Source organism: Haladaptatus sp. AB643, from assembly GCF_024136975.1.
In the GTDB taxonomy this organism is placed as follows: Archaea; Halobacteriota; Halobacteria; order Halobacteriales; family Haladaptataceae; genus Haladaptatus.
This window is the reverse complement of the sequence record NZ_JAMYJW010000005.1, coordinates 117073-134017: the sequence shown is the minus strand read 5'-3', so window position 1 is coordinate 134017 and position 16945 is coordinate 117073. Positions and strand designations below refer to the sequence as shown.

Annotated in this window: 17 protein-coding genes; 6 read left to right on the top strand and 11 right to left on the bottom strand. The window is 55.2% G+C overall.

Annotated features, from left to right (window positions below; translation table 11 throughout):
• Window positions 1-192 precede the first annotated feature (192 nt).
• Entirely contained in the window at window positions 193-420 is a 228-nt protein-coding gene (locus tag NKF25_RS12085; RefSeq protein WP_253226919.1) for a hypothetical protein, read from the top strand.
• An 858-nt stretch (window positions 421-1278) separates the two neighbouring features.
• Here NKF25_RS12085 and NKF25_RS12080 read toward each other — a convergent pair.
• Complete coding sequence (locus NKF25_RS12080; protein WP_253226918.1) at window positions 1279-2511, bottom strand: MFS transporter; 1233 nt, start codon at window positions 2509-2511, stop codon at window positions 1279-1281.
• Between the two features lie 6 nt (window positions 2512-2517).
• Complete coding sequence (gene glnA2, locus NKF25_RS12075) at window positions 2518-3855, bottom strand: gamma-glutamylputrescine synthetase (protein ID WP_253226917.1); 1338 nt, start codon at window positions 3853-3855, stop codon at window positions 2518-2520.
• A gap of 213 nt (window positions 3856-4068) precedes the next feature.
• Between glnA2 and NKF25_RS12070 the strand changes: the two genes are divergently transcribed.
• The gene (locus NKF25_RS12070) at window positions 4069-5919 is read left to right on the top strand and encodes an IucA/IucC family siderophore biosynthesis protein (RefSeq protein WP_253226916.1); all 1851 of its coding nucleotides are present in this window, start codon (window positions 4069-4071) and stop codon (window positions 5917-5919) included.
• 38 nt (window positions 5920-5957) lie between these two features.
• On the opposite strand, the gene NKF25_RS12065 is transcribed toward NKF25_RS12070, so the two are convergent.
• Complete coding sequence (locus NKF25_RS12065; protein WP_253226915.1) at window positions 5958-6629, bottom strand: hypothetical protein; 672 nt, start codon at window positions 6627-6629, stop codon at window positions 5958-5960.
• Entirely contained in the window at window positions 6626-6808 is a 183-nt protein-coding gene (locus NKF25_RS12060; protein WP_253226914.1) for a hypothetical protein, read from the bottom strand. Before NKF25_RS12060 ends, NKF25_RS12065 begins: the two co-directional genes overlap by 4 nt.
• Before the next feature lie 158 nt (window positions 6809-6966).
• On the opposite strand from NKF25_RS12060, the gene NKF25_RS12055 reads away from it, so the two are divergent.
• Window positions 6967-7257 (top strand): hypothetical protein, encoded by a 291-nt coding sequence (locus tag NKF25_RS12055; protein WP_253226913.1) that lies wholly within the window; start codon window positions 6967-6969, stop codon window positions 7255-7257.
• Window positions 7258-7304: 47 nt separating this feature from the next.
• Here NKF25_RS12055 and NKF25_RS12050 read toward each other — a convergent pair whose 3' ends face one another.
• The 7 genes from NKF25_RS12050 to NKF25_RS12020 all read right to left on the bottom strand — a co-directional run bounded on the left by NKF25_RS12050 (window position 7305) and on the right by NKF25_RS12020 (window position 14198).
• Window positions 7305-8183: a hypothetical protein gene (locus NKF25_RS12050; RefSeq protein ID WP_253226912.1), complete on the bottom strand. Its 879-nt coding sequence runs from the start codon at window positions 8181-8183 to the stop codon at window positions 7305-7307.
• A gap of 89 nt (window positions 8184-8272) precedes the next feature.
• The gene (locus tag NKF25_RS12045; RefSeq protein ID WP_253226911.1) at window positions 8273-8584 is read right to left on the bottom strand and encodes a hypothetical protein; all 312 of its coding nucleotides are present in this window, start codon (window positions 8582-8584) and stop codon (window positions 8273-8275) included.
• Between the two features lies 1 nt (window position 8585).
• The gene (locus NKF25_RS12040) at window positions 8586-8954 is read right to left on the bottom strand and encodes a helix-turn-helix domain-containing protein (protein ID WP_253226910.1); all 369 of its coding nucleotides are present in this window, start codon (window positions 8952-8954) and stop codon (window positions 8586-8588) included.
• Window positions 8955-9250: 296 nt separating this feature from the next.
• Window positions 9251-10447 carry an outer membrane lipoprotein-sorting protein gene (locus tag NKF25_RS12035; RefSeq protein ID WP_253226909.1) on the bottom strand — a complete coding sequence of 399 codons (1197 nt, stop codon included), beginning with the start codon at window positions 10445-10447 and terminating at the stop codon, window positions 9251-9253.
• Between the two features lie 316 nt (window positions 10448-10763).
• Entirely contained in the window at window positions 10764-11093 is a 330-nt protein-coding gene (locus tag NKF25_RS12030; RefSeq protein ID WP_253226908.1) for a HalOD1 output domain-containing protein, read from the bottom strand.
• A gap of 252 nt (window positions 11094-11345) precedes the next feature.
• On the bottom strand, window positions 11346-12479 hold the full coding sequence (locus tag NKF25_RS12025; protein WP_253226907.1) for an acyltransferase: 1134 nt from the start codon (window positions 12477-12479) through the stop codon (window positions 11346-11348).
• A 1455-nt stretch (window positions 12480-13934) separates the two neighbouring features.
• Window positions 13935-14198, bottom strand: a complete 264-nt coding sequence (locus tag NKF25_RS12020) for a HalOD1 output domain-containing protein (protein ID WP_253226906.1) — start codon at window positions 14196-14198, stop codon at window positions 13935-13937.
• 309 nt (window positions 14199-14507) lie between these two features.
• Between NKF25_RS12020 and NKF25_RS12015 the strand changes: the two genes are divergently transcribed.
• The 3 genes from NKF25_RS12015 (at window position 14508) to NKF25_RS12005 (ending at window position 16943) form a co-directional block, all read left to right on the top strand.
• Window positions 14508-14777 (top strand): hypothetical protein, encoded by a 270-nt coding sequence (locus NKF25_RS12015; RefSeq protein ID WP_253226905.1) that lies wholly within the window; start codon window positions 14508-14510, stop codon window positions 14775-14777.
• A 614-nt stretch (window positions 14778-15391) separates the two neighbouring features.
• Complete coding sequence (locus NKF25_RS12010; RefSeq protein ID WP_253226904.1) at window positions 15392-15529, top strand: hypothetical protein; 138 nt, start codon at window positions 15392-15394, stop codon at window positions 15527-15529.
• Between the two features lie 202 nt (window positions 15530-15731).
• The gene (locus NKF25_RS12005) at window positions 15732-16943 is read left to right on the top strand and encodes an NAD-dependent epimerase/dehydratase family protein (protein ID WP_253226903.1); all 1212 of its coding nucleotides are present in this window, start codon (window positions 15732-15734) and stop codon (window positions 16941-16943) included.
• Window positions 16944-16945 lie beyond the last annotated feature (2 nt).

Here is a 16945-nt window from a genome sequence, read left to right as displayed (position 1 = left end):
TTTCCCCGTTCATTCGAGGGAAAGTGTGGTTTCGTATCCGCTAACTCCTGAGTGTTCACCTCATCAGTCCGGTTCCCGGTGTAGTTAAAGTGATGAAACGTTCTCCTATTCCTCTCCTTGCGACTGTAATAGTGTCACAAACGAACCTTGTCCGAGGATTTACCTGTCGTGTCCCCTATTTTGATAGTACGAATGGTCTCAAACGAGAAGACCCCACACACACCACTTGAGCAAGAGGCCCTCGATGCACTCACGACTGCAATCCCACTTCGAGAAGAATTCCCCTACGAGCGTGCGTATGCGGTACTCGCGGAGGAAGCGGATCTTGAGCGACCTGCTGCCGAAGATATCGTCGAACAACTGTATAACAAGGGTCATCTCTACGAAGTCGAAGGGAAACTCCGATTTACCGATCATTGATCTTCTGTTTCATCGGAAATATGGTGACGTAACTTCGTTCAATGCTTCGTCTTACCAGTGATCGACTTCGAAAATCCGAACCGAAATGGTGAGGACGTGGAGGATTTTCCCATGGTGACGGTGGACTGCCGTTGTACTGTTTGAAAACCTTGCAAATCTGAGTGCTCTACTTGCGTTTTCGTGGCACCGTCATTTATACCGGGGCGGGTAGACGGCCAAACTCTTATTATGTTGGATGGCTAAGGACAGAGGTCATGTCAATTTCCGCTGCAGTGCGGCGGTGGTTAACTGACGAGGATGGCCTCGTCTATGAATGCCGTAACTGTGGAACGACACTGGAGGCTACCGATCAACGTTGCCCGATCTGTGGGTCGACCGAAATCGTCGTCTTCGACGTCTCATAGTGGGATTTCGGCATCACATGTTTCGACGCATTTCTGACAGACATGTATCGTGCTCTCCGAAACGCGGACTTTTGGAGTGAATGGTCTGTTCGGGACGCAGTTGCTCCTGTATCGAAGTATGAAACGGCAGCGTTTTCTTTGTGATTCTCGTTGCTCGGAGTGTGTCCGATGCCAGTTGGTTTCGTGATGCGACAGAAATCGTGTTGCCGAACGGTGTGCTGGATGGGTACCGCGACGAGCTCGAACGCCAATTTATGATTACCGTGGTCGACGAGCAAGACATGACTCGCCTTGTCGGCAGTCCCGTCGTCATTCCCGAGGTACGTGACTGGCTCGTATCGAAGGAAATCGTCGCTCCGAAATCCGACTAAGGGTCGTCGGATGTCCCCGTCCACTTCTCGGCCGTTAGGTGATCGTTCGGTGACCGGTGAGACGTCGTTCTCCCGTTCGAACCTTACTCCGCAAGATGCCCTTTCTGAACGCTCTCTCGCTCGGACAGCAGATACACGAGTATCAATCCCACTGCGATCAGCGGGACTGAAACCGTCACTGCATACAGCGATCGGAATCCGATCAACTCTGCGACCGAGGGGGACACCAGAAGTCCAACGGCCGCTCCCAAGTCGCCGAGGACGTTGTAGGTTCCAGTGGCGCGTCCCAACTGTTCCCGGTTCGTCTGGTCCCCTAAGAGCGAGAGTAAAGGACCGCCCACCCCACCCTGACCGACGCCGAGTAGCGCCATCGCGAGAAACAACGAAAGGAACGTGTTCGCGGACGCCAGGACGAGCACGCCGAGCGCGAGCACGATCAAACAGCTAACGATGACCGGCATACGGCGAGATAGCGTATCGCTCAGTTTTCCGCCCGCAATCGAGCAGATGGAGCCGATGAGGACACTCATTCCGATCAACACACCGTAGGTCCCCTGTGGGCCGACGACGACCGCTGCGGCATCGGTCGTCTTTAGAAAGGAAACGAGCGTCGCGAACACGACACCGCTGTAGGTGAACAGTAAGCCGAAATTGGTGCCTCCGATGACCAGGGTCGAAGTCGTCACGTTGATGTCCAAGATGCTCGCTCGCTCCGAACGATGGTCAGCGTGCGTCTCCGGAATCGCCACGATTGCTATGAGCGTCGCGGCTACCGAGAGCCCAGCGGCGGCCTCGAACGCGATAACGGTTCCGTAAAACTCACTGACGACCCCACCGAGCGCCATCCCCGCCGGAAATCCGAGTGAAGTCGCTCCGCGCACGAGACCCATCGTACTACCGCGCGATTCGTGTTCGCTAACGTTCGCTGCGATCGTATACGCGGTTGCCAGCACGAACGCGCTCCCGAGTCCCCACAGTACGCGGGTGCCGAAAAACCACGCGGCCGGTGTCGGCGCATACATGGCGATTACGTAGCCGAACGTCGCGGCCGTTTCGAGCACGACCCCGGCGATGAACGGTTTTCTCGTTCCGATCCGATCCACCAGTACTCCTGCTGGAGCGTTCGCGATTAGCCGGACGATGCGGTTGACGCTGAGGATGAGACCGACGACGAGGGGAGTAATCCCGATAATCGTGCCGAGATCGGGTAATATCGGAAAGACGACCCCACCTCCAAATCCGAGGAAGAACGTGCTGACCACGACCGCCAGAACTGCGGAGGATGGAACCCGTACTTTGAGCGGATTGCCGTACATGGCTGGTCAGTAAACCGTTCGTAGACGGTCGCGCTCCCACGATACGGCACTGTCCGTAAACGCCTTCCAGTGACTCCGCTTTACCTCCACGTACGTCTCGAACAGTTCCGCACCGAGCGCTTCCCTCATCATCGAATCCTCCTCCAACGCGTCGAGGGCTTGTCCGAGCGTCCGTGGAAGCCGTTCGATCCCCCTCTCGGCCAATTCCGCCTCGGAGAGGTTTCCGGGATCGACGGATATCGGCGCGGGTGGCGTGAGTTCACGTTCGATACCGTCCATTCCCGAAGCGAGGAGGCCGAGCAAGGCGAGATATGGGTTCGCAGTGTTATCGGCTGCGCGAAACTCGATACGGGTCGACGTCCCGTTATCTCCCGGTTCGGGCGCGGGCACGCGGACGAGTGCTTCACGATTCCCCCGCCCCCAGCAGACGTAGGCGGCCGCCCCGATCTGCGGTTGCAACCTGCAGTAGGAATTCGCGGTTGGCGCGGCGAGTGCGGTGAGCGCTGGAGCGTGGTCGATGATTCCCGCGACGAACTGACGTCCGATTTGGCTTAACTCGCCAGATTCCTCGTCGTAGAAGGCGTTTTTACCGTTCCAAAGGGAGAGGTTTATGTGACAACCGTTCGTCGAGTGATCGAACGGCTTCGGCAGAAACGTGGCCCGATATCCGTGGTCTCGGACGACGCTGTTGACCGTCTCTCTGAGGAGAACGAATTCGTCGACCGCTCGTACGCCCGATTTGTGACCCGTAACGATTTCGTGTTTACCGGCCGCGTATTCGGGGTAGTACTTCTCCACGTCGATATCCTGGGCTTTGAGTGCATCGATGATGTCGAGTATCGTTCCGTGCGTTTCCCGCGTGCTTTCGGTCGAATACGCACCGCGCTCATCGACTCGTCGTATCCCGTCGTCCGTCCGTTCGAACAAGTGAAATTCGCTCTCGAACGCGGATTCTATTTCGAATCCTGCCGTGTCCATCTTCGATGTGAATTCGAGCAACGACGAACGGGGGTCGATCGACCACCGCTCTCCCGTCAACGTCTCGATATCACAAAGCATCGCTCCGGTTCGGTCGGCGTATGGAAGTACGCGAAACGTATCGATATCAGGGCGAAGACGTACTTCCCCCGCAGCATCGAACCGGCCGCTCTTATCCCGTACCCCGAGGGCGTTGTACGTCTGGACGAGCTGTGAAAGCGTCACGCCGTTTTCGACGGCCGTCTCGACTTTCGACACGTCGACCGCGTGCGAACGAATCGCACCACTTTGTGTGACGAACAACAATCGAATCAGGTCGACATTTTCTTCTCGACACCGCTCGGAAATCGTCGAATCGCCTGTCATCGGTCTCTACCACTCATCGTGTTTAGGCCAACCTAAAAGTTTTGTCCTTCGAGATAACAAGATACTATCTGTAATGTCACAACAATAAAAGCCCTGAGAGAGGAAAGGTTTTTGTTTTAGGTGGACCTAAAAATTCTCGATGAAAGTCGATTCGACACAGACGGCCGTGATCGTTCGAACTACCAGTCTCCCCTCAACTACTGGTGATCGATAATGGAAAACCTCGATACCCTCCGGTCGGCACTCCGGGAAGAAACGTGGGAAGACGTCAACGCCGAGTTGCTCCAGAAGATCCTACAGGAGTTTCTGTACGAGGATATTCTCGTGCCGACTCGGGAAGGGACGGTCCCTGCCGACGGGAGCGAACCGGGCGATACGTGGAACCGATATCGATTGGAACTGAGTGACGGCGTAGCGTACCGGTTCGATGGGCAGAGCCGACTACTCGACAGCTATCGAGTACGGTCGGGGACCGTTCAGCGATGCACCGATGATGGCTCGTGGTCCCCTGCTACCGACCCCGTGCAGTTCATCATCGATGTGCGAGAGCACGTCGGCATCGATCCGACGACGACGGCACACCTCATACGGGAATTCAACAACACGCTCGTCGCGGACTCCCATCAGCGGACCTGGAAACGAAACCGTGAGAACGAATCGATACTCGACCTTCCCTACGCCGAAATAGAAGGCGAAATGGAGGGCCATCCGTGGTTCACGTACAACAAAGGTCGAGTCGGATTTGGGTACGACGATTATCTCGAATTTACGCCCGAAGCGAAGGAACCACAACACCTGTCGTGGATCGCCGTCCACGGGGAACGAAGCGTCTTTTCGGCGATCGAAGGTATCGACCACACGACGCTCCTCTCCGACGAATTAAACGGAAGCTACGGGACGTTTCGGGAGAAACTCGCCGCTGACGGACTCGACCCGGACGACTACTTTTTCATGCCGGTCCACGAGTGGCAGTGGAACGACAGCATCGTCCAGGTGTTTGCGGAGGAGATAGCGACCGACAGAATCGTCCCGCTCGGGGAGGGTCCCGACGAATATCTCGCTCAACAGTCGATCCGTACGTTTTCGAACGTATCGAATCCCGAAAAGCACCACGTCAAACTCCCGATTCGTGTACTCAATACGAACGTCTACAGGGGACTCCTCGGCGAACAGGCGGAGGCCGCACCGCGAGTGACGTCGTTCATCAAATCGGTACGGGACGACGACCCGTTCCTCCGAGACGAGCACGAACTGCTCCTGCCCGGTGAGATAGCGAGCGTCAACTACGAACACCCGAAGCTGTCACAGATCGACGATGCTCCGTATCAGTATCACGAACTACTCGGATGCGTCTGGCGTGAGAGCGTCCTCTCGTTGATAGACGAGGGGGAAGAGCCACTCACGCTCGCCGCGCTTCTGCACGAGGATTTCGACGGGACGCCGGTCATCACGAGCCTCGTCGAACGGTCGGGGATGGAACTGGAGGCGTGGCTCGATCGATTCCTCGAAACGTTGCTCGAACCGCTGCTCCACTTCCTTTACAAGTACGGTACCGTGTTCATGCCGCACGGAACGAACGTGATTCTCGTTCACGAAGATGGGGTACCCGTCCGTGTTGCTATCAAGGACTTCGTGGACGAAGTCGCGATTACAGATCGGCAACTGCCCGAATTGAACACCGCACTTCCCGACGAACTCCGTGACGACGAACGATACAAACATCACATCCTTCATCAACTCCCGCCGGAACCGCTCTGTCAACACATCTTCGGGACGCTATTCGTCGGAGTCTTCCGATACGTCAGCGACCTGCTAGAACGTGATCAGTATCTCGACGAGGCCGAATTTTGGCGGCGGGTCGGGGATACTATCGAAGGATATCACCGCCAGCACCCCGAACTCGAGGATCGATTCGAACTGTTCGACTTGTTCAAACCCGAATTTGCGAAACACTGTCTCAATCGAAACCGCATCTTGGACCACGGATACGAGGACTACAGTACCCGTCCGAAGGTCCAGGGCCACGGAACGGTTCCGAATCCACTCCACGAAATCGGCGAATAGTTCCTCCAAATTAGGGACTTCCGTGTCGCTACCTCGACTTATCCGTCTTCGAGATCGGCGATACGATCGTTAGCGCCCGAAATTTCGGCCAGCGATTCGCCGTCGTAAAGCAGTTCGATCAGTTCCTCCTCGCTTCCCTCGTCACCCGTATTGCGTTCGATCGTCCGTTCGATCTCGTCCTGCGGGACGAAGATCACACCGTCTTCGTTCCCGATCGCTACGTCTCCGGGCCGCACGACTGCACCGCCCACCTGGACTGGGACGTTGACATCGCCACCTAAACTCTCGGACAACCGTTGTACCGTTCTGTTGCATCGGGACCGGGCAAAGACCGGGAAGTCGATCTCCCTGATCTCCGCAGTATCGGTCACGGATCCGTCGATGACGACTCCCTCGACACCACTCGCGACTGCTGCGTGTGTGGTGATATCCCCCCACGGCGCGTTCGTCGTGTGTCCACCCATGTCGATAACGATCACGTCGCCCGGCCGTGCCAGTTCCGTCGCTTTGTGCACCATCGTTCCGTCTTCCGGTGGAATTCGGACGGTCAATGCCGACCCGACGATTTTCGCGGACGCAGCCGTCCCCATGAATTCTATCTGGGGTGACGAGTGCCCGAAATGCCTGTAATGGCCGAGTTCGTTCGGATCGACGTCGCCGAGTGCGTTCACCTGTTCATCCGTCGGACGATCGAAATCTTCGATTATCATCGGTCGTGTTCGAGTATCGTGGTCGTCTCGTCCCGGTGGTCGAAACGAGCGCCGGGAGCGTGTTCGGTGAGTCGGTCGACTGTGGGACCGTGAAAGACCCCATCCGAGGGTTTCCAGCGAACATCGCTGGTTTCGGGAGGGTGGTTTGCCGGTGGATCCCGCGAGTTACTATCGCGCATCAGTTTTTAGGCTAGCCTAAAAGAAGATAAATCCATTGGGTTCAAAAGTGACAGAAAATTGGATGAAATGGTTTCTTGAGTGATCGATCCCACACGATAGCACCCGAGAACGTCCGTCGAGGACGGGGTTCAATATCGTCGCAAAAGAACGTTTCAGTATGATCGAGAAGTACCGCTTCGACCTGCTACCGAATACGAAAACCTGTTACCGATACTTGCAGGCGGGACTCGGGGTTATCGTACTCACGTTTGCCGTCCTGGTCGGTGCCGTGTTGATTCCGACTATCGACGAGACCGTTCCAGCTATCGGGGTGCTCACTATGCCAGCCCTCTTCGTCGGACTCGGTCTGCTCCTGTTTGGAATCGGGACCCATCTTCACATCATGCACCTCAATATTATACGACGGATGAACGACGACGAACGGATGAACGACGATACTCGCGAATGACGAGGGAGACTGTTCGGTCCGTTCGAGTCATTTCGACAATAAGATGATTATGAGTTCTCAGATACAGAACCGGCGCGGTCGGCCAACACGGCGTCGAGCGCTGCGATGGCTCCATTGATATCGTCGATATCGGATCGATCACAACGGAGCTTCGAACGCCACCATGTAGTCGGATGTATCACCAACGCCTCGTCGGTAATCGTGTAGCTAGCGTACGCCGTCCACGGCCGGACACGGTGCTGTAACGGTCGCTCGACGGCGAGACCGACGTCGGTGATTCGGAACGTCCGCGGATTCGTCATACCCGCAAGCGGTGCCCATACCGCCAGTAGCAAATATAGATCACCGCCCCAATCGACGCCGAACACGACTTGCGCGATGATACCAGCGGTACCGCCGATTATCGCGATACCCATCGCGCCGACCGAGAACCATCGCCACCGTTTTGGCCATCGTGCTTCCCACTCGATGATTTCAGTGGAATCCGCGAGCGCGGCTGTGGAGTATCTGTTCCGGCTCATCGTGACCAGCGGGAGGCCCGTAAATATCCCACCGGCCATCGTAACTATCGCGAGCACGACCGCGATACCCGGTGGTGTAGCACCGATTCCTGCCGCCACTGCGAAGACGCCGAGGAATGGGAGAAATGGAACGGTCCCAAGTAACCAAATCATGTCGTGGCGCCCAAGCCGAACTGCAAGTCCGTCAGTGTGGGAAATAAGCCACCCAGCAATCGCCGCGAAGACGGTAATGGAACAGAGATAACTGACGTACAGGATTCCACCATCCGCAGTAACGGTCGAAACACCCAGAACGGGTATCGGCGTGAGGAGGATGGCGACGTAGAGACCGGCGACGAACGCGTAGAGTGTGTCGGGACGCTCGCCATTGGGTCGGTCGATCCGAGACTCAGTACGTGTCGCCATACTTCCCAGTTATTCACGGCCGTTGAAAATACTACCGGGAATGAAAGTAATGGAAATGGAAGTAATCGAATCGGACCATCGGCTCGGTACTACCCCCGCGAATGCAACGAGTAGGCGATCAACAGGACTCCGAGGAACTGAAACACCCGTGTGATGAGCGTTAGCGGTTGCTGATACTGCAGACCGAGATAGCCTTGCCGGAGTAACAGCGAACCGACGAAGGCGATGCCGAACGCGACGGCCGTGAGGAAAAACAGGCCCATCGAGAGCGCTTGCATCGTTCGGCTGTCGTGGCGACGATACCCGCGATAGGCCTGGTATCCCACGTAGCTACCGACGAGCGTCGACCCGAGGGCAAGCGCGACGATGATCCAGTCGATGATGGCGGCCACGGAAGTCATCTCAGAGGTCCTCCCACATCTTCTTGAAGCGGTCGGCTGTGTCGCTCTCCCGTTCTCCGGGGAACGATTCGTCGGTGCGCGTCACGGCCGCCTCGAAGGACCCCGTGTCCAACTCGATGGAGACCTCAGATAGCGTAGCCGTATAGACGCTGTAGTGGTTGTTGCTGGTCCGAATCTTGGTCTGCTCTTCGAGGAGCCCGTGGACTTGTAATCGTTCCACTCGACGGTAAACCGTCGGTTTGGACATATCGCATTCGTCAGCAAGCTCTTGTGCGGACATTGGTTTGATACTCGTCGCTGCGAGGATTTTCCGGGCGTACTCGTCGCTGAGGACGTCGAGAAGCTCACCCAGCGCAGGATCCTCACTCACGTTTCGGTCGAATGACTGTCTCTCGGATTAATAGGCCCATGGGTTTTGGCCCCGGACAGTCGCGGCGACCGGTTCCAGGAGTATGGCGGGGCTGTTGAAGCAGTACAGCTACTGTGGAGGGGCTGTTGCGTCAACGGTGACCGCGATGGGGAGCATCGTGCTGTCAGAGGCCAACTCACCTTACTACAGGCGAGAGTGCACGTTGTTAGTTCGTCTGATCCCATCGCATTTTGATGGACGTGCCGTCGGATATTATAAAAGGGGGGCGAGTTTCTGACCCAGAAATTCGTGCGCTCTCAGGCGTGACAGCCCACCGATCGGGCGACTTCGATCATGCGCTTCGTTTCGACATTGGTTCCGCGGACGGTGTAACCGTAGCCGTTACAGTCCCACGAGAGCGAGTTGGTTGGCCCGTGATCGAGACTCGCCGGTCGACCGCCGATCGTCAAGTCGCGCTCGTCGGGGTCGATACCGAGGGTGAAGTTGAACTTCGCAACCGTGAGTTCGCGCCCCTCGGCGGCGTAGCGGAGTCCAACCCCGTCGATGCGCCCGCTTGTCCGTGTCGCGTAGACCAGTTCGAACGCGGGCGGTACGGTCGGATCCGGCACCGAAATCGAACTTCGCGCCTCCAAGTCGGCCCTGCTTTGGTACCACTCCGTCTGTGGGGTGTCCTTCCGCTCTACTGTCGTGTTGGTACCCAAGTCGGGCCGGAACGTGTCCGCCGGTATCTGTGGGTTGAACGTCACGTTCGTGTACGTCGTCGTCACCGACCGCCGGGTGCCGTTAGCGGTCCATGCGGTTTGCTTGCGCAGGGGGTAGAACCGTTCGGTGTCGACCCACAGCCGTTGTCGGTAGTGAGCCACGCTCGAATTGGTTTCCGGGGTGATGTCGAGTACGTACGCGTCTTGCCCGCCAACGGTATCGGTCTCGACGAACTCGACGGTGTAACTACGGTTCGCGTCCATTTTGGGGGCAGTGCCGGTGCGTCGCGGCAAGACGGGTAACGGCGACACTCCGACGGATTGCGGACGACCTTCGCCGTCGGTCAGTCCCGCGGCCGCAACGAGCTGTTGGAGTCGGATAGCCGTTTGCGAACCGGTCGGTGGTCCAGTCAAGTTGATCGTGGTCACCATGTTTTGGTCGGTATCGTGGAGCCAGAGCGTCGATCCGTTCGAGACCTCCAGTTCGTACCGTCGATCCGATGCGTTCCGGAAGCGGATCCGTTTCCGGTTGGTTCCCGGGACGAGCGTGACGGTGGCGAAGTTCCGGGATGTGACGGTCCCGTTGGTCCGTATAGCGACCGTTTGCGTTCCGGTTAACGCGTCGATGGAGTTGTAGCGCTCGGTCACGTTGGCGTCGACCGAGGGGTTCCCGTTCCCGTTACCGTTCCCTATCGTTCCCCCTGCGGCCCAGAGGACCATGGGAAGCAGGATGCCGAGAATCAAGAGCGCGACGAGGGTGCGTCGGTTAAATCGAAGTCGTGGGCGGGCCATACTAATAACACGCTCAGTGAAGGTTTAATTGCGTGTCGAATAATTTTCGGCAATTTTCCCCGGACACACAATGTCGATTCGATGATTGGTAGAACAGATTATAGTCGAATGACCTCGAACCGTGACGCTCTTATCACGCCCATCTTTCGTCCCCCGACCTATCGACCCCTTCGAAGTGAACCGTCCCTGTCTCGACTACCGTGCTCCGAAGCACCGCTCACGGAATTTTGCCGATTGATGGGAACTATGACGCTGATAGGGTCGCAACCGACGTGTAACTACTCCGCCCTTCTGTACCACACTCGTGTCACCGGGTTTAGCTGTTCGTCTCCGTCCCGTGGGAAGAGAGATTGATTACCCCACGGCTCTCAACCGTGACGTGATACGAGTCGTAGGAGAACTCCATCTTACCGCTGGTTCCACGCGATGTGCCGTCCAATAGCGGCCTAAACAGTGTATCGAGCGCTTCTGGATCGATATAATTCGCGAGGCACGGTAGTTCGATAGGGTCTACGTCGTTGAGTGTTGCGACAGCCCTGATCAGTTCCTCACTGGCGCGATCCGTAATGGGGTCGAACTCCGTAGAGTAGGTGTCTGTGGTCACCATCTCCCCATTCTCGTGGTCCAGCGGTGTGTCATTACTCATGGTGGGGTACGGAAAGATAGTTTGTAGTAAGTTGTATAAACAGCATACCGTCTATATTTGGTGTCCACTGCTACCGAGTTCCCTGTATCTGTTCGAATCCGGTTCTATCCCGCCATATCGGTAGCGTCTGGGACTGAAGATGTGGTATAGAACGACGCTGACGGACTCGGTGGTTCCCGTGCTGGTTACGCATAAGACAGGCCGGAAGGAACTGCCGAACGAAATGAGTTTCCTTGGTTCGCCGACATGGCGTCAATTGTCGTCCGGACTCCTATTTCGCACCGAAATTCGGCCACGTGAGAGGATACGGTTTAGCCACGGAGTATGGCTTCCCCCGAGTTCTATGACGTGCATCTTCGCCATGAGGAGATAGATCACCAGCGAAAGAACGTATACCACCAGTGGTATCGCCAGATGCCATAGAAGCGTCGACGTGAGGTTGACCTCGATCATCGGACCCCAAACCCTGTTCATGGTCCGGAAGAGACGGAGCAGTGGAACGTGAAGGAGATATATCCCGAGGGCATGCCGCCCCACTCTCGGGAGAATCGTGTTCTTCCCCCACTGTGGGTTCGAGAGTACGTATGCAAAGAGCGCGAGGACGAAGAATATCGTCGAAAGGGTGTACTCCGTGGAGTATATCTCTTGGCGAAGAACGTTGTCACGAATGACGTAGCCGATAGCGTACTGCTCGATGAGTTGGACTCCGGCGAGGAGGGCGACGATTCCGAGATAGATGTGACGACGATTCTCGTCCGGCGTCCAGTCGATCGAACTGATTTGATATCCGAGAGCGACGTAGAAGAATCCGAAGAAGAGGGCATCCCGTGTTCGAAACGGTACGTCCACGATCATTTGGTAATTCGTTCCGACGAGACCGACGATGTGAACGAGCGCAGCGACGGGCAGCAGATAGCGGGTTTTTCCGAACTCGACGAAGCAACCGACGAGTACGAGGGAGAAGATCAGTGCCGTCAGAAACCAGAGCGGAATGGAAAGTGCGTTTCCGTAGTACAGTAGATCGACCGTGGAAATCTCGTCGATGCCGCGAGCGATGAGGGCGTTCGCTACGGGAACGCCTCGGAACAACGCGAGACCGATCACCGCCGCTACGGAGAGTAGCCTCCCGAACAGATAGATCGAACCGAGTTTCCGGACGGAGCTACTCACGGTAGATTTGACGTTGTCGATGCTCACCGTCTCCGCGAAGAAGTATCCGGACGTTACGAAAAAGAACGGAACGTCGAACTGACCGATCGTGTCCATCACGAAGTAAACGTAATTTCCGTACGTTCCAAAGCCTCGAAACGGCTGAACGTGTGCGATGACGATAAAAAATATAGCGACTGCTCGCAGCGTATCTATGCTGTGAATTCGATCACTCATCGTATCTCAAAGGTCCATTGAGAGGTCACTCTCCCCTATTTAAAACGCCTCCGATTATGGCGGGAGAGTCGAAATCGTCCCGTCTGTACCGCGCTCCGTTTTTCCCTTATCGAGTCAGTCGAAGGGACTCGGGGTATGATAGGGCGGCCACTCGAAACGTCCCGTCCGTATCGTCTTCCCGAACGTGGTGTTCACGAAAACCATCTTCAGTCGGGATCTGATCCCGTCTACACTGGTTGGCACCTCTGGCCCAGTTCCCGAATGTTCCATCGTCTCCAAACGGTCGTGGACGACGGTAGGGATACAGTTGTTCCCGTCCGGTCCGATTTCGATGGAACCCCGTACGTACGACGAGTTGGTGAGGCAACGAAATCTCGTTCGGCATCGAACAGGGCCGGTATCGCCCTCTCTACCGAGAGGAGGTCGGAACGATATCGGGATGTAACACGTAGCTGAAATGGGTCATGTGCTCGTGACACGTGTTCGGTGTCCAACACGCTCCCGGACATCGACCGAAAGAACTAATAGTAATAAGATATTTCTATACTTCATAGCGGTAGCTTTATTATATTAATTTAGTCATCCGGCATCACCTCCCAACAGATAGAAGTCAGGGTTAACGGGGGACAGACGTCATAAGACGGAAATTATACATTAAACGAAATGTATAATTTGTATGTCTCATTCGAACCGCGATTGTGACGATTTATTCCTTTCACCTCTGACCGATATCTTGTGTTTTACGGCCATATTCTTGGAAATTCAGGTCTGGGGGATTAGATGTCTGTTATTTGTCTAAATATGTGTGTGTGAAGAAATTTATACAATACTGTCTGTCATTTGCATCATCGTCAACTCGATATCGGAGGTCCCGATATAGTGTTACAGTCCTAATTGTGTAATGTTATTGTCGGAGAGTCGACCGTGGTATAAGGGAAATTCCACGAAACAGTACCTCTCGCTATCGATTTCCTTGGCGTCGTAAGACGGTATTGTGGTCCATAATCCGTCTCGTTATCCCCGGGTGCATTCGAGGGAAAGTCCACGATTCACGACCCGACGATGATGGGAGGGGTGCCCGCTCAACGGGATGGTGAACGACGATAGCAGCGAAACCGGTGACCACGACCATCGGAACGTTCTACCACGAGTCCACTTAGAACATCCCTTTGGGAAGAATTTCGAGAATACGACTGATGACGATGTACCCGAACACGACGAGGCCGAGGAGGATGACCCATCGAAAGCGGTGAACTGATCACATTTACTTCTTCTCATATGGTCAGGGAATCGGTGTCATGTCGAATGTGCCAGTTTGATTCAATTGACTGGGTGTAGACAAAATCCGGTACGGGAACATCCTATCGTGTTTTAGTACCGACTGTGTGTCTGCATTCGCTTGTCGGAAAACAGCAGCTACGTACCGCTTCTCGTGTCTGCAGTAACTGGGCCGATTTACGTACTCAAATCGGAAACGGAAACCGTGCGATCGGAATGAATCGTAACGCGCTGGCCGATGTACTCGAAACTCACCTCCGGTGAGCCATGTTGATACAGATCTTCGAGCGCATCGGTGTCGATCGCCTCGTAGAGGGGTGTCGCAGGCTTCCTCCCGTTCGCTTCAGTAACTGCCGTTATCACGGCAGCGGTGATCGACCCCGTGTCCGCGATTGTCGTTCGTATCGATGGCTCCGGTTGCAACGACGACGAGTTTTCCATGTCCTCTGGACATGAAGGGTGTGCTAATAGGCTTTGGGGGACAATTAGTAACACATCACATGGTTTGTGAACGATCCCACTGAGTCGAACCGCCACCCAATAACTGCATCCCACGCTTATCACCAATCCGTGACATCCTCTCCTCCAAACTCACGTTCTCCCCTCCGTGAATTGGATACCAGAACGTGATCAGACGTTTTAATGCTGTCATTTCCCGGTCCGTCACACCCGTCGAAAATACTGCGACGTTTTCGATGTCGAGATCGATGCGAGGATCGTCTCATTTTCGGCAGCGGCAACTGGGGGGACGTGGTTGTCTATCGCGTCGGAACCGAACTGTTCTACCTGAAGACGATCGTGGATCGAACCGATCAACTCGACCCTCTCGAGAATGGCGACGCCGACGAACCGGACGAAGAAGTGAGTCACCGCCACGATACCGATCTGGAGCGCGAAGCCTACCGCCAACTGGCGGAGGTCGTCTTCGATCTACCGACGATGGATCCGACGACTACGATTCCTTCGACGAACGATCAGCCGACGAGGGGGGATGATTCTCTCCCAGTTGATGGTCGTTAACAGGGTTCCGACACCAAAGACGACCAGTATGACTGCCGCTACGTGTCTGATATCGTACTGGGACGACAGTTTGCCACCGTAAGGAACCAACGCGGCGACTACATCATAAAATTAAAGCTACTGAAATATTTTTCGAAGTATCAAATTAGAATATATGAAATATGGACGTGCGATGATATAATGGCCGTGTCAGAACACTCCCGGGAAGAGGAGGTAGACGAACAGTAAACTCAGGATGCCGGTAAAGACAGCGTAGTAGACGAGCGGGATGAGTTCCAACCGAATAACGCGTCCCTTTTCGCCGACGAGACAGACGACCGCGAGGAGGTGACGACGTTGACTACGATCACGATGGCGTCACGTGTATGGTCGCCTTGGCCGTTCTGCAGGCTACTCGGTCTCCTCGACGTTGCCGCAGTTCCGACAGCGCTTCATCCCTCCGTGCACGTCGCCGTAGTCGTGTCTGATGCCCGTGATGCATAGTACGTCCTGGAAGAGTCCCATACCAGGCAGGTCTCGCGGCCACCGGATAATGGTTTCCCGCCGGAGCCTTGCGACATACTTTGATTCTACCCGGAATACTTATAATAGATTCAGTATATGGTTAACAATAAATGGGAAGCCAGAACGAAACAGAAACAGATGATGGTGATGATGACCATCTCGAAGATATCGGGGATGGGATCGGTTGTGTCGAAATTTGGGAACATCTATCCGACCAGCGTGAAGACGATAGTAAGCAAAGCGAGTGAATTTTCCGCCTCGATACTCTTTTAAATACGCCCGTCGATGTTTGTTATATCATCTAATCGACCAATGCCCGCGCCGAGATACCGCTGTAATGTAGTGAACTTATGACAGTTACCAATTATTATTTGTCTGTTTTATTTTGTTATTGATCATAGAATTAGGAAAAAATACTTTAACTATGTGGGTAATATCTAATCGAACACCATGGTGATACTAATAACTGGTGCTGATGGATACATCGGTTGGCCGACTGCACTACGAATCGCCGACAGAACTCACGACCGCGTTGTCCTCGTCGATAACTTCGGCCGACGAGAATGGGTCAACGAAATCGGTAGTACCAGTGCGGTTCCCGTTCGAGCCGTGGACGAACGAATAAGTGCTGCAGAGTCCCGCCTCGGTCTCCAAAATCTCTCGTTTGTCGAAGGGGACCTGACGGACAAAACCTTCGTCGACCAACTCCTGACCGTTCACCAACCGGATACTATCGTTCACACTGCCGCACAACCCTCTGCACCCTACTCGCAAATCAATGGCGAACGTGCGAATTACACGCAGCACAACAACTTACAGGCGACACGCAATTTACTGTGGGGTCTGGAAGAAAACGAACTCACCGACACCCACTTCATCGAAACGACCACGACCGGTGTGTACGGTTCCCCCGAATTCCCCATCCCCGAAGGTGGTGCCACGATGGAAAATCAGGGAGAGCGCGACGACGTTCCGTTCCCTGCGATGGCCGGAAGTTGGTATCACCTGACTAAATCTCACGACGCAGCCAACATGCGTCTGGCACACAAGCAGTTCGGAATCCCGATCAGTGACGTCCGAACGTCGATCGTCTATGGCACCGAAACCGAGGAGACGCGTGTCGATGATACCCATCTCAAAACACGATTCGACTTCGACTACTACTTCGGAACGGTTACGCATCGTTTTGCCGCTCAAGCAGTCGCCGGTTATCCCGTGACGGTTTACGGAAAAGGCGAACAGAGAAAACCGTTCATCAGCCTCGAAGACGCCGTCGAGGGCCTCGCACGACTCGCCTTGATGAATCCCGCCGACCGGGAGGACGACTATGTCGTGTACAATCAGATGACGCGGCCGATCAGCATCGTCGAAGTCGCGAACACCATCGCGGACGTCGCCAAGGAGTTCGATTACGACGTTGCGGTCGAACACTTCGAAAACCCGCGTGACGAGGACGAAACCCACAAGATGGAGATGGAAAACGAACGGTATCTGGGTCTCATCGACGAGCAGGATCAATCGTTCGAGGAGGGTGTCCGAGACATCTTCGAAACGCTCAGTCAATACGAAGAGGTGATCTCGACGCACGAAGATCGGTTCCTGCCTGGCGTCCTCGAAGAACGGATGGAGAAAGAAGGGAAAGTTGCAGCCGAACTAGACTGAGG